This window comes from Pseudomonas sp. JL3 (assembly GCF_031570575.1).
Taxonomy (GTDB): Bacteria; Pseudomonadota; Gammaproteobacteria; order Pseudomonadales; family Pseudomonadaceae; genus Aquipseudomonas; species Aquipseudomonas cucumis.
Window position 1 is genome coordinate 612,530 of sequence record NZ_JAKWJK010000003.1, and the last position, 11,588, is coordinate 624,117.

At 57.8% G+C, this 11,588-nt stretch carries 14 protein-coding genes; 6 read left to right on the forward strand and 8 right to left on the reverse strand.

Translation table 11 applies throughout. The annotated features are described in order from the left end of the window. Positions 1 to 256: 256 nt before the first annotated feature. Genes purM through MMG91_RS09230 form a run of 3 tightly spaced genes read left to right on the forward strand, consistent with a single transcriptional unit; the run spans position 257 to position 2,699 of the window. Positions 257 to 1,315, forward strand: coding sequence for a phosphoribosylformylglycinamidine cyclo-ligase (gene purM / locus MMG91_RS09220; protein WP_008013877.1), 1,059 nt, complete (start codon positions 257 to 259; stop codon positions 1,313 to 1,315). A gap of 11 nt (positions 1,316 to 1,326) precedes the next feature. Further along, positions 1,327 to 1,977, forward strand: coding sequence for a phosphoribosylglycinamide formyltransferase (gene purN / locus MMG91_RS09225; protein ID WP_018925121.1), 651 nt, complete (start codon positions 1,327 to 1,329; stop codon positions 1,975 to 1,977). A gap of 8 nt (positions 1,978 to 1,985) precedes the next feature. Beyond that, positions 1,986 to 2,699 (forward strand): DUF3108 domain-containing protein, encoded by a 714-nt coding sequence (locus MMG91_RS09230; RefSeq protein ID WP_123496149.1) that lies wholly within the window; start codon positions 1,986 to 1,988, stop codon positions 2,697 to 2,699. A 70-nt stretch (positions 2,700 to 2,769) separates the two neighbouring features. Here the strand turns inward: MMG91_RS09230 and MMG91_RS09235 are convergent, their stop codons facing one another. Together MMG91_RS09235 and MMG91_RS09240 are read right to left on the reverse strand one after the other, a co-directional pair. Continuing rightward, on the reverse strand, positions 2,770 to 3,234 hold the full coding sequence (locus MMG91_RS09235) for a DUF3859 domain-containing protein (protein ID WP_305505398.1): 465 nt from the start codon (positions 3,232 to 3,234) through the stop codon (positions 2,770 to 2,772). Positions 3,235 to 3,358: 124 nt separating this feature from the next. Continuing rightward, positions 3,359 to 4,369 carry an amidohydrolase family protein gene (locus tag MMG91_RS09240; protein ID WP_310659396.1) on the reverse strand — a complete coding sequence of 337 codons (1,011 nt, stop codon included), beginning with the start codon at positions 4,367 to 4,369 and terminating at the stop codon, positions 3,359 to 3,361. 164 nt (positions 4,370 to 4,533) lie between these two features. Here MMG91_RS09240 and MMG91_RS09245 point away from each other — a divergent pair, with 164 nt between their 5' ends. Further along, positions 4,534 to 4,950, forward strand: a complete 417-nt coding sequence (locus MMG91_RS09245) for an OsmC family protein (protein WP_305448821.1) — start codon at positions 4,534 to 4,536, stop codon at positions 4,948 to 4,950. Positions 4,951 to 5,012: 62 nt separating this feature from the next. After that, entirely contained in the window at positions 5,013 to 5,900 is an 888-nt protein-coding gene (locus tag MMG91_RS09250) for a pirin family protein (protein ID WP_305448820.1), read from the forward strand. Between the two features lie 241 nt (positions 5,901 to 6,141). Here MMG91_RS09250 and MMG91_RS09260 read toward each other — a convergent pair whose 3' ends face one another. The 4 genes from MMG91_RS09260 to MMG91_RS09275 form a co-directional block, all read right to left on the reverse strand. After that, entirely contained in the window at positions 6,142 to 6,870 is a 729-nt protein-coding gene (locus MMG91_RS09260; protein ID WP_310659397.1) for a dienelactone hydrolase family protein, read from the reverse strand. A gap of 66 nt (positions 6,871 to 6,936) precedes the next feature. Beyond that, complete coding sequence (htpG, locus tag MMG91_RS09265; RefSeq protein WP_310659398.1) at positions 6,937 to 8,841, reverse strand: molecular chaperone HtpG; 1,905 nt, start codon at positions 8,839 to 8,841, stop codon at positions 6,937 to 6,939. 81 nt (positions 8,842 to 8,922) lie between these two features. Next, positions 8,923 to 9,375 (reverse strand): PaaI family thioesterase, encoded by a 453-nt coding sequence (locus tag MMG91_RS09270; RefSeq protein ID WP_253548917.1) that lies wholly within the window; start codon positions 9,373 to 9,375, stop codon positions 8,923 to 8,925. Then, positions 9,372 to 9,860, reverse strand: coding sequence for a PaaI family thioesterase (locus MMG91_RS09275; protein ID WP_305448816.1), 489 nt, complete (start codon positions 9,858 to 9,860; stop codon positions 9,372 to 9,374). Before MMG91_RS09275 ends, MMG91_RS09270 begins: the two co-directional genes overlap by 4 nt. A gap of 156 nt (positions 9,861 to 10,016) precedes the next feature. Here MMG91_RS09275 and MMG91_RS09280 point away from each other — a divergent pair, with 156 nt between their 5' ends. Then, positions 10,017 to 10,262 (forward strand): hypothetical protein, encoded by a 246-nt coding sequence (locus tag MMG91_RS09280; RefSeq protein WP_305422562.1) that lies wholly within the window; start codon positions 10,017 to 10,019, stop codon positions 10,260 to 10,262. A gap of 78 nt (positions 10,263 to 10,340) precedes the next feature. On the opposite strand, the gene MMG91_RS09285 is transcribed toward MMG91_RS09280, so the two are convergent. Together MMG91_RS09285 and MMG91_RS09290 are read right to left on the reverse strand one after the other, a co-directional pair. Beyond that, positions 10,341 to 10,742, reverse strand: coding sequence for an MAPEG family protein (locus MMG91_RS09285; RefSeq protein WP_310659399.1), 402 nt, complete (start codon positions 10,740 to 10,742; stop codon positions 10,341 to 10,343). Continuing rightward, complete coding sequence (locus MMG91_RS09290) at positions 10,742 to 11,479, reverse strand: DUF599 domain-containing protein (RefSeq protein ID WP_048394339.1); 738 nt, start codon at positions 11,477 to 11,479, stop codon at positions 10,742 to 10,744. Before MMG91_RS09290 ends, MMG91_RS09285 begins: the two co-directional genes overlap by 1 nt. Positions 11,480 to 11,588 lie beyond the last annotated feature (109 nt).

Below are 11,588 nucleotides of genomic sequence, written 5' to 3' on the forward strand. Positions count from 1 at the left end.
ACGGTTAACGTCGATACCTTATACAGCCATCCGGGACGCCACCAACACGGGCAATATCGGTTTTTTTAACGCGATATGCTCCTGCCCGTCGGTACGAGGATGGCCGCTGCCCCTCAAGCCTGATAAAATCGCGCGCCTTCGCAGACCGGCAACAGCCGGGCACCCTGAAATTCGCGGATGGCACTCGCCTTCGTTTGTTTCGGCGGTCCCACTGGACTCGGTCGTTACCCCTGAATCCCCCCTAAAGGCCTGGATCATGAGCAAGCAACCCTCCCTGAGCTACAAGGACGCCGGTGTAGACATCGACGCCGGTGAAGCATTGGTCGAACGCATCAAGAGCGTCGCCAAGCGCACTGCGCGCCCGGAAGTCATGGGCGGCCTGGGCGGTTTCGGCGCCCTCTGCGAAATCCCGGCCGGTTACAAACAACCGGTGCTGGTATCGGGCACTGACGGCGTCGGCACCAAGCTGCGCCTGGCGCTGAACCTGAACAAGCACGACAGCATCGGCATCGACCTGGTTGCCATGTGCGTGAACGACCTGGTGGTCTGCGGCGCCGAGCCGCTGTTCTTCCTCGACTACTACGCCACCGGCAAACTGAACGTCGAAACCGCGACCCAGGTCGTGACCGGCATCGGCGCTGGCTGTGAACTGTCCGGCTGCTCCCTGGTCGGCGGCGAAACCGCTGAAATGCCTGGCATGTACGAAGGCGAAGACTACGACCTGGCCGGCTTCTGCGTCGGCGTCGTGGAAAAGTCCGAAATCATCGACGGTTCCAAAGTCGCTGCCGGCGATGCCCTGCTCGCCCTGCCGTCTTCCGGCCCGCACTCCAACGGCTACTCGCTGATCCGCAAGATCATCGAAGTGTCCGGTGCAGACATCGAAAACATCCAGCTCGACGGCAAACCGCTGACCGACCTGCTGATGGCTCCGACCCGCATCTACGTGAAGCCGCTGCTCAAGCTGATCAAAGAAACCGGCGCCGTCAAAGCCATGGCCCACATCACCGGTGGTGGCCTGCTGGACAACATTCCGCGCGTTCTGCCAAAAGGCGCACAAGCGGTAGTTGACGTTGCAAGCTGGACTCGCCCTGCCGTGTTCGACTGGCTGCAAGAGAAAGGCAACGTTGACGAAAACGAAATGCACCGCGTGCTGAACTGCGGCGTCGGCATGGTTATCTGCGTGGCTCAAGAGCACGTTGAAACCGCGCTGAACGTATTGCGTGAAGCCGGCGAGCAGCCTTGGGTCATCGGTCAGATCGCCACCGCTGCCGAAGGCGCGGCTCAGGTTGAACTGAAGAACCTCAAGGCACACTGATGCAAGAGCGGATGTCCCAGACCTGTGATGTGGTGGTGCTGTTGTCCGGCACCGGCAGTAACTTGCAGGCCTTGATCGACAGCACGCGGACCGGCGACAGCCCGGCCCGCATCGCCGCGGTGATCTCCAACCGCGCCGACGCTTACGGCCTGCAACGCGCCAGGGACGCGGGTATCGACACCCGCACCCTGGATCACAAGGCTTTCGAAGGTCGCGAGGCCTTCGATGCCGCGCTGATCGAACTGATCGACGCCTTCAACCCCAAACTCGTGGTACTGGCCGGCTTCATGCGCATTCTCAGCGCTGACTTCGTGCGCCACTATCAGGGTCGCCTGCTCAATATCCATCCTTCGCTGCTGCCCAAATACAAAGGGTTACACACCCATCAGCGCGCGCTGGAGGCCGGCGACACTGAACACGGCTGTTCCGTGCACTTCGTCACCGAGGAACTCGATGGCGGACCACTGGTCGTACAGGCAGTAATACCGGTAGAGTTGCACGATTCGCCGCAGAGTCTGGCGCAGCGAGTCCATACCCAGGAACACCTGATTTACCCGATGGCCGTACGCTGGTTTGCCGAAGGCCGTTTATCACTCGGTGAACAAGGTGCTTTACTGGACGGACAGTTACTCGCGGCCAGCGGCCACTTGATTCGAACCTAGGAGATTTTATGCGTCGCGCCCTGCTCTTCGCTTGTGCTCTGCTCGCCCTGCCGTTTGCGCAGGCCGCAGACCTTCAGCCCTTCTCCGCCAGCTACACCGCCGACTGGAAACAGCTGCCCATGAGCGGCACCGCCGAACGCAGCCTGACCAAGGGAGCCAACGGCGTCTGGAAACTCAGCTTCAAGGCGTCGATGATGATCGCCAGCCTGACCGAAGAAAGCACCTTGACCCTGGACAAGGACACGCTGCTGCCACAGTCCTACCACTTCGAACGTGGTGGCCTGGGCAAAGCCAAGAAGGCTGACCTGGACTTCGACTGGACCAACAAGATGGTCACCGGCACCGATCGCGGTGACGCCGTCAAGCTTCCACTCAACCGCGGCATGGTCGACAAATCCACCTACCAACTGGCGCTGCAGCATGACGTGGCCGCCGGCAAGAAAAGCATGAGCTATCAGGTCGTCGATGACGGCGAAGTCGATACCTATGACTTCCGCGTACTGGGCTCGGAGAAAGTCGACACCAAGGCTGGCCAGATCGATGCGATCAAGGTCGAACGCGTGCGCGATCCGACACAAAGCAAGCGCATCACCGTGCTGTGGTTCGCCAAGGATTGGGATTACCTGCTGGTCCGTCTGCAACAGGTCGAAACCGACGGCAAGGAGTACAACATCATGCTCCTCGACGGTACGGTCAACGGCAAGACGGTCAAAGGCAGCTGATTCGCAACGATATAAAAGCCCCGCAAACGCGGGGCTTTTTTTCGTCTGGCATTTGGCTGGGCGAGAGCGATCAGCGCACGGTAAAGCGGTGCTGGGCCAGCAAACGGTCGCCCTGAAACACCATGAAACGCCATTCGCCGGGAACGACTTCGTGGCTTTCGGTGAACTCGTATGCCATCACATCCTGCGGAGCACCGGGTACCAGTTTTTGAGTCACTTCCAGTTTGTCGTGACGCACGCCATCCGGAGTACGGATGCCCGGCGTGAAATAGAGCAAAGTCAGCGGCTGATCTTCGGCGACCTTACCGGCCAACTGGTAACGCATACCGAACTTGGTGCCGAGTTTGGCGGGGACGATTTCGGTTTGCTGGATCTGTTCATTGCTGCGGCGCAAAACTCGCTCGCCCGATTGCAGTTCGGCTTTCGGGCCAGCGAACACGCCATATTCCACCGGACCTTCGACGCGGACTTCGGCACTGGCCAGACCACTGACGAACATCATTGTGGCCAGGGCGGCTAAACGGGTGAGGTGCATGGTGCGCTCCTTGATTGAGATGAGCGCGAGGGTATGACGCGGGGGTGACAGGACGATGACAACCTTGAGTTCAGCAACCCTGAAGTGAGGGGGCTTGCCCAATCCGGGAGTTGAAGTCCCATTGTTACTTCACAACAGCCCGAGGCAGAATCGCCAAAAAGTTATCCCGCGCAACCCTTCTGGCAACATCCTCCGGCAAGGCATCAAGAAACGGATCGAAGCTGTGCATTTCCTGACCGAGCTTGTTGAAACGTCCCACCACATCGGAACCGAGCATGAAGCGCTCCGGAAAGCGCTCCACCAGTCTCACCCATTCATCCCGAGGCGTGCCCTGCTCGTCCAGCAGGTAAGGCGTCAGCATGCTCCAGGACAGGTCAACGAACAGATTGGGGTAAGCCTCGAGCATTCGCGACAGCGTCGGCAACAGAAAATCCAGCTGGGTCTGGTGCCGATGAATTTCCGCACTGCTGCCCGCGTGAGCCCAAATGAATCGCGTGTGTGGATGATTGCGCAGCGGCTCTTCGATTTCTGCCAGGTACAGCGGATTTTTCTCACGTTTGGAGGTGATGTTGGAATGCAGCATCACCGGCAAGTCATTCTCGGCAGCCAAGTGATAGATACGGGTCATCGCCTCATTGTTGGCCCGCGGCGTGTCGCCGGATGTCAGCGCAGTCAGATCGTCGTGACGGGTAAAGACTTCGCCAATGCCCTGCCAAAGCCCGGGATAGAGGTCGAGCATGCGCTGGATGTGTGCCGCGGAGTTTTTGTCATTCGGGTTGAAGCCTGACAGGAAAGGGTGAAAACGCTGGCGCTGCTCTGTGGTCAGCTTATTCACCGCCGCCGCGACGATCACATCGGTCGCGCTATACCAATAGGCATCGGCGTCATCGCCGGCGTAATAACGTGGGCGTTTGGGTTCGTCTTCGTGCCATTTCTTGGCCACCGGAATGCCGGAAATCATCACATGATCGATAGCATTGTCGTCCATGGCTGTGAGCAATTTCGACATGCCCGCCGTTTCCTGGAAGAAATCGACGTAATGCAGGTGCGCATCGCTGTAGGCATATTCGCGGGCGTAGGCATCAGTGCCGCACAGTGCCAGCAACCAGGCGAGGCTCAAGCGGATCGGGGGCACGGAATTCTCCTGTGATGGGCAACTGCGGTACGAGCAACATAGACCGCACCACGCAAACCGGGGTTCAGCCGGTAAGAAAGTGGAACGCGAATTTGAAGGAATGCTCTATAACTTCAGGGTCTTTTTTGATCGAATGACTTTTCATATTGCCCGCGAGGTTTCCCATGACTGTTACCGTCAATACCGTCTCCGCCGAAGGTTTTCGTCACAGCGTCCAGATCGATGACCACGAACTTTTTGCCGATGTGCCGAAAACCTCTGGCGGCGAAGGCACGGCGCCTGAACCACACGACTACTTCGACGCCGCCCTCGGTGCCTGTAAGGCCCTGACGCTGAAAATGTATGCCAAGAAGAAGGACATCCCGCTGACAGGCGTCGAGGTTGAGGTCACGCGCGACAACAGCGAAGAGCAGAAAGGCAAATACGCCCTGCACGTCGAACTCACGCTCAAAGGTGTGCTCACCGACGCCCAGCGTGACGAGCTGCACCGCGTGGCCGACCGCTGCCCGGTACACAAGCTGATGACCACTTCCGACATCAGCATTGAAACCCACCTGTCCGAAGGCGCCTTCAGCCAATAGCGGCAAGGGCTGCACAAGCGGGTTATGCTCCTCTGCGTCACCCGCTCAGCCTGGAATGCACCATGAACACTCCGCTTGTGATCCGTCCCCGCGCCGAAGATGTCGAAGGTCAGCCGATTCTTCGCCCGTTGCCATCAGCCAAATGCCGCAACGTCGGGCCTTTCGTTTTTTTCGACCACATGCTCGAAACCCGTTACCCGGCGGGCAAAGGCATGAACATCCGTCAGCATCCGCACATCGGCCTGTCCACCCTCACCTACTTGTTCGAAGGGCAAATCCAGCACAAGGATAGCCTCGGCTCCGATCAGGTGGTGAATGCCGGCGATGTCAGCTGGATGACCGCCGGCAGTGCAATTGCCCACGTCGAACGCACACCCGAAGCATTGAAAGACAGCGGCTTTACGATGCACGGCTTACAGATCTGGCTGGCTTCACCCAAGGATCATGAACACGGCCCGGGACACTACAGCCACCATCCGGCTGCCACGCTGCCCGTCAGCGATAACCTTGGCGTGAAGATACGGATGATCGCCGGGTCAGGCTTTTGCCTCGAATCGCCAGTGCCGGTGCTTTCTCCTACGCTGTACGCCGAATTGAACCTGCAAACGGCGACCACATTGCTGATTCCCACCGAGCATGAAGAACGGGCACTGTATGTGCTGAGCGGTGAAGCGCAACTGGATGGCGAGTCGCTAGAGCCGCATGCGCTGGTGGTATTGCCGGCCGGGAAAGAGATGACCTTGTTTGCCGAGAGCGACTGTCATGCCGTGCTGTTTGGCGGCGCGCCGCTGGATGGCCCGCGACGGATCAACTGGAATTTCGTCGCCAGCGATCCGGCATTGATCGATGAAGCACGTCGGCGCTGGGCGGCCGGGGATTGGCCGACAGTGCCGGGCGAAAGCGAGCGGATCGAGTTACCGAAACACCGAAGCCCGCCAACTCCCTTGTAACTGATCGGCTGATCGTTCCCACGCGCAGCAAAGGAATGCAGCCCGTGACGCTCCGCGTCACTGGACGCGGAGCGTCCCTAGAGGCATTCCCACGCGGAGCGTGGGAACGATCAGTGTCCAGCCATCAACCTTTAAACACTTCATCCAGCAAGTTATGCATCGACATGAACGCGCGAGCCGCGGTCTTTGCGTCATACATCATTTTGCCCGGCACATTGGCGTGGGGATCNGTGTCCAGCCATCAACCTTTAAACACTTCATCCAGCAAGTTATGCATCGACATGAACGCGCGAGCCGCGGTCTTTGCGTCATACATCATTTTGCCCGGCACATTGGCGTGGGGATCGGTGAACGAATGCACCGCGCCGCCGTAGCTCAGCAATTGCCAGTCCACACCAGCGGTGTTCATTTCAGCTTCGAACGCCGGCAGTTGCTCTTTCGGCACCAGCGGGTCGGCAGCGCCATGCAGCACCAGCACCGAGCCCTTGATGTTTTTCGCATCGTTCACGTTCGGCGTATCCAATGTGCCGTGGAACGACACCGCCGCTTTCACCGGCGCGCCCGTACGAGCCAGTTCCAGCGCGCAGCAACCACCGAAGCAGAAACCGAACGTTGCCAGTTTCGAGGTATCGATCGCCGCCTCGCCCTGCCCTTGCAGCTGTTCGAAGGCAGCCTGCATGCGTTTGCGCAGCAAGGCGCGGTCATTCTTCAACGGCATCATTGCTGCGCCCGCCTCGTCGCCGTTCTGCGGACGAGTCGCCTGACCATAGAGATCCGCGATCAACACCACATAGCCCTTGGAGGCCACCGACTTGGCGATCTCTTCAGCACCGGCACTGACGCCCATCCAGTTCGGCGCCATCAACAGACCGGGGCGCGGGCTCTTATGGTCGGCATCGAAGACTAGACGGCTTTCATACGACTGGCCGTCGATCTGATAGGCGACGGAACGAACAGTGATTTGGCTCATGACTAACTCCCAGTAAAAAGCCCCAGAATGAAAAAACCCGCCGAAGCGGGTTTTTTTACAACGCGGTTAAACCGACAGTTCAACCAGCAGCTTGTTCAGACGGCGCACATAAGCGGCCGGGTCTTTCAAGCTGTCGCCGGCCGCCAGGGCCGCCTGATCGAACAGAATGTGCGACAGGTCGCCGAAGCGCTCGTCGCTCTGCTCGTTGTCGAGTTTCTCGATCAGCGGGTGAGCCGGGTTGAATTCGAAGATCGGCTTCGAATCCGGAACCTTCTGACCGCTGGCTTCCAGGATCTGGCGCATTTGCAGGCCCAGGTCCTGCTCACCGATGGCCAGAATCGCCGGGGAATCGGTCAGGCGGTGGGAAACCCGCACTTCAGCGACGGATTCACCCAAAGCGGTCTTGAGACGCTCAACCAGGCCTTCTTTGGACTTGGCGACTTCTTCCGCGGCTTTCTTGTCTTCTTCCGAATCCAGGTTGCCGAGGTCCAGGTCACCGCGTGCCACGTCGACAAAGCTCTTGCCGTCAAAGTCGTTGAGGTAGCTCATCAGCCACTCGTCGATGCGGTCGGTCAGCAGCAGCACTTCGATGCCTTTCTTGCGGAAGACTTCCAGGTGCGGGCTGTTTTTGACTTGCGCGTAGGTTTCGCCGGTCAGGTAGTAGATCTTGTCCTGACCTTCCTTGGCCCGAGCCAGGTAGTCGGCCAGACCTACGACCTGCTCGCCATCATCGCCCTGAGTGGACGCGAAACGCAGCAGGCCAGCAATTTTTTCTTTGTTGGCGAAGTCTTCAGCCGGGCCTTCTTTCATGACCTGACCGAAGTTCTTCCAGAAGCCCTTGTATTGCTCAGGCTCGCTCTTCGCCAGTTTTTCCAGCATGTCCAGAACGCGCTTGGTCAGCGCCGACTTCATGGAGTCGATGATCGGGTCTTTCTGCAGGATTTCCCGCGACACGTTCAGCGACAGGTCATTGGAGTCGACAACGCCTTTGATGAAGCGCAGGTACAGTGGCAGGAACGATTCGGCCTGATCCATGACGAACACACGCTGCACGTACAGCTTCAGGCCTTTCGGCGCTTCACGCTGGTACAGGTCGAACGGAGCACGGGTCGGCACATAAAGCAGCGAGGTGTACTCGAGCTTGCCTTCGACCTTGTTGTGGCTCCAGCTCAGCGGGTTTTCGAAATCGTGAGCGACGTGCTTGTAGAACTCCTGATACTCCTCGTCTTTCACTTCAGTGCGAGGGCGAGTCCACAGGGCGCTGGCGCGGTTGACGGTTTCCCATTCAACGGCTGGCTTGTCTTCACCTTCAACGGCTGCCACTTCTTTCGGCAACTCGATCGGCAAGGCGATGTGGTCGGAATACTTCTTGATGATGTTACGCAGACGCCAGCCATCGGCGAACTCGTCTTCACCGGACTTCAGGTGCAGAACGATGCGAGTACCACGGTCGGCTTTCTCGACGGTGGCAATTTCGAATTCGCCTTCGCCCTTGGACGACCAGTGCACGCCTTCGCTGGCAGCGAGGCCGGCACGGCGGCTGAATACGTCAACTTTATCGGCGACGATGAAGGCCGAGTAGAAACCGACACCGAATTGACCGATCAGGTGCGAGTCTTTTTTCTGATCGCCAGACAGGTGTTTCATGAAATCGGCAGTGCCGGACTTGGCGATGGTACCCAGATGGGTGACCGCGTCGTCACGGCTCATGCCGATGCCGTTGTCTTCGAGGGTGACGGTTTTAGCGTCTTTGTCGAAGCTCACACGGATTTTCAGTTCAGCGCCGCCTTCCAGCAACTCAGGCTTGGCCAGCGCTTCAAAGCGTAATTTGTCGACAGCGTCAGAGGCGTTCGAGATCAATTCGCGAAGGAAAATTTCCTTGTTGGAATACAGCGAATGGATCATGAGGTGCAGCAGTTGCTTCACCTCGGTCTGGAAGCCCAGGGTTTCCTTTTGAGTTTCCACACTCATGGTCATCAAACTCCAATCAGATGGCATAAGCCGCGACCTTGAGGGTCGGCGGCGGGTTGTCATCAGAGTTGGGGGCTGAGATCAGGATTTCAAGGGCTCTTCGATTTTGAAGTGAGCGCGGGCCGTGGCAATGGGCTCGGCTTCGGTGCTTTGCCAGGCGGTAATTGCCACGTTTGCCACTCGGCGCCCCTGTCGGCACACCTGGCATCTGGCCCAGGTATCGCGAAACTGCCCCGCGCGCAGGTAATCGAGGGAGAAGTCGATAATCTTCGGCACGCCGGGCGAGCCGGTGAAAATCAGCAGGTGCAGTGCCGCCGAGAGTTCCATGAAGCCGGCAATCACCCCGCCATGAATCGCTGGCAATAAAGGATTACCAATGTTGTCTTTGTTGGCCGGCAGACGAAACAGCAGCTCATCCCCGACACGCGAACATTCAACACCGATCAGTCTGGCGTAAGGGATCAGTTGCAGCAGAGAGGCGTAGTCGCCCTGCGCATGGGCCTGTTGAAGTTGCTCCTTGAATGTGTCGGTCATTTCGCAACTCCAGTAAGGGCACCGGCAATGACACCGCCAAACCCTTTGGTGCCTTTGATGCCCTTGCCCATGCGCATGAAGGTGCCCACCACATGGGCAATGGGCTGTTCGGGGTCATCCTGATAGGCAAAACCGCGCGCAAAGATCACGTCGGTGGTCACTCGGTAGCATTGGGCGAAGCCGTACACGTCCTTGTGCGGCTCGGCGGCGTGCATGTAATCGATGCGCAAGTCGAGCGTCGGGCAGACTTCGAACTCGGGCAGCACGCAAAGGGTGGCCATGCCGCAAGCAGTGTCCATCAGCGAGGTCAGCGCACCGCCATGAATCACCCCGGTTTGCGGGTTGCCGACGATCTGCGGGCTGTACGGCAAAATCACCGTCAGCCCTTCGCTGCTGGCGCTGTGAACACGCATGCCGAGTACCTGACAATGGCGCAATGCCGACAGAAAGCGCGTCGCACGCTCAAAAACGGGGTTTTCGGCCATTTGATAAACGCTCCTTAGTGTCCGGGAAAAGTAGCAGGCCAAGGGGTAAAAGTTCCGTAGCAAAACAAACTTATATATCTGTGTGATTTGAGGAACTTAACCCTGATCGCCATGCTCGAAAGGCCAGTAGATATTTTCCATAAGGAGAAACACCCCATGCGTAAGACTTTAGCTATTGCCTTGATGTTGACCGCTTCCCTCGGTCTCGCTGCCTGCGATAAAAAATCCGAGGACAAAGCTCAAGATGCCGCCAAACATTCTGAGCAAGCTCAAGAAAAAATGAGCGAAGCTCAGGATAAAGTGAACGAAGCCGCAAAAGAAAACGCCGAAGCTGCCAAAGCTCAGGCCGAATCGAACGCAGCAGCGACAAAAGAAGCCGCGCCAGAAGCACCTAAAAACTAAAAGCGTTTTTAGTGATAAAAGAAAACCCGCCAAGTGCGGGTTTTCTTTTATCTGCGGCTTTTGTTTTTCAATGCGGCATTAGACCAAAATCGTCCTAAAAGTCGGACTAATCATCAGCAACAACGAACACACTAAACCCACAAACCACACCAGACTGCGCTGCCAGGCCAGATCTGCCCAATAGCACAGCAAGTAAATGATGCGCGTGATCACGAAAATGATTGCCAGCGTATCGATCAGCCATCCCGCCGTCTGCGTGGTGTGCGCCATCAACACCCCTACCGCAAACAATATGAACGCCTCGAAACTGTTCTGATGGGCCGCCAATGCGCGGGCGCCGAAACCGGTTAGTTGCGCCTGTTGCTGACGCGGCAAGTGATTGTCGTAACCGCCCTGCTCTTTCATGGCTTTGGCCACAGGTATACGAGCTACGTAAATCAACAATGCGCTGATAAACACACACCAGAACGGAATACTCATCAAGCAGCTTCCTTGTTTGCTTCAGGCAATGGCGCCTCTGTAGGGGTATAGACCATCACATCAAGAACGTCGGAGTGAAACTCGCGGCGATACAACACCAGCACGACGCCGGCACTCATCAACATGAACAACCAGGGGCTGACGAACCACGCCAGCATGGTCATGCCAAAGTAATAGGAACGCAGACCAAAGTTGAACTGGTTGGCCGCCATGGAGATGACACGGGCGGCTCTGGAAGCAAAGGCTTTGCGCTCTTGCTCGGATACATGGCGCTCGCCGATCATCGGTGCCGAGCCCACGAGAATGGCCGCAAAGTTGTACTGACGCATGCACCAGCTGAAGGTAAAGAACGCATAGACAAACACCAGCGCCAGGCACAACAACTTGATCTCCGACATCCCCTGGGAAGCCTGTTGCACCATCGGGATATCCGCCAGCAACGACACGGCTCTGTCGGACGCACCCAATACGGTGAGAATACCGGCCAGGATAATCAATGTGCTGGAAGCGAAGAACGAGGCATTGCGCTCCAGGTTACCGATCACGCTGGCATCGGCAATGCGGTTGTCGCGCAACAGCATGCGTCGCATCCAGTCTTCGCGATACAGGTGCAACACGCTGGCCAGGCACGCGGTGTCGCGGCCCTTCCACGTTGCGTAACGGGTGTAGCCACCCCAGCAGACGACAAACCAGAGCGCGGCGAGGATGTGGATCAGATTGGCGTGGATGAACGACATGCAGGTCCTTGTGATGTGATTTGGCAATGCTTCGACGTTAGCGCAAGGAAAAAGACACCGCATCCCACCCATAAAAATCTATGGTCACCCCCATTTTTGCAATACTGAT

Excerpts from the sequence above, each read along its gene's own strand:
- purM (WP_008013877.1), top strand. The coding sequence starts at position 257 with ATGAGCAAGCAACCCTCCCTGAGCTACAAGGACGCCGGTGTAGACATC.
- purN (WP_018925121.1), top strand. The coding sequence starts at position 1,327 with ATGTCCCAGACCTGTGATGTGGTGGTGCTGTTGTCCGGCACCGGCAGT.
- MMG91_RS09230 (WP_123496149.1), top strand. The coding sequence starts at position 1,986 with ATGCGTCGCGCCCTGCTCTTCGCTTGTGCTCTGCTCGCCCTGCCGTTT.
- MMG91_RS09235 (WP_305505398.1), bottom strand. The coding sequence starts at position 3,234 with ATGCACCTCACCCGTTTAGCCGCCCTGGCCACAATGATGTTCGTCAGT.
- MMG91_RS09245 (WP_305448821.1), top strand. The coding sequence starts at position 4,534 with ATGACTGTTACCGTCAATACCGTCTCCGCCGAAGGTTTTCGTCACAGC.
- MMG91_RS09250 (WP_305448820.1), top strand. The coding sequence starts at position 5,013 with ATGAACACTCCGCTTGTGATCCGTCCCCGCGCCGAAGATGTCGAAGGT.
- MMG91_RS09260 (WP_310659397.1), bottom strand. The coding sequence starts at position 6,870 with ATGAGCCAAATCACTGTTCGTTCCGTCGCCTATCAGATCGACGGCCAG.
- htpG (WP_310659398.1), bottom strand. The coding sequence starts at position 8,841 with ATGAGTGTGGAAACTCAAAAGGAAACCCTGGGCTTCCAGACCGAGGTG.
- MMG91_RS09270 (WP_253548917.1), bottom strand. The coding sequence starts at position 9,375 with ATGACCGACACATTCAAGGAGCAACTTCAACAGGCCCATGCGCAGGGC.
- MMG91_RS09275 (WP_305448816.1), bottom strand. The coding sequence starts at position 9,860 with ATGGCCGAAAACCCCGTTTTTGAGCGTGCGACGCGCTTTCTGTCGGCA.
- MMG91_RS09280 (WP_305422562.1), top strand. The coding sequence starts at position 10,017 with ATGCGTAAGACTTTAGCTATTGCCTTGATGTTGACCGCTTCCCTCGGT.
- MMG91_RS09285 (WP_310659399.1), bottom strand. The coding sequence starts at position 10,742 with ATGAGTATTCCGTTCTGGTGTGTGTTTATCAGCGCATTGTTGATTTAC.
- MMG91_RS09290 (WP_048394339.1), bottom strand. The coding sequence starts at position 11,479 with ATGTCGTTCATCCACGCCAATCTGATCCACATCCTCGCCGCGCTCTGG.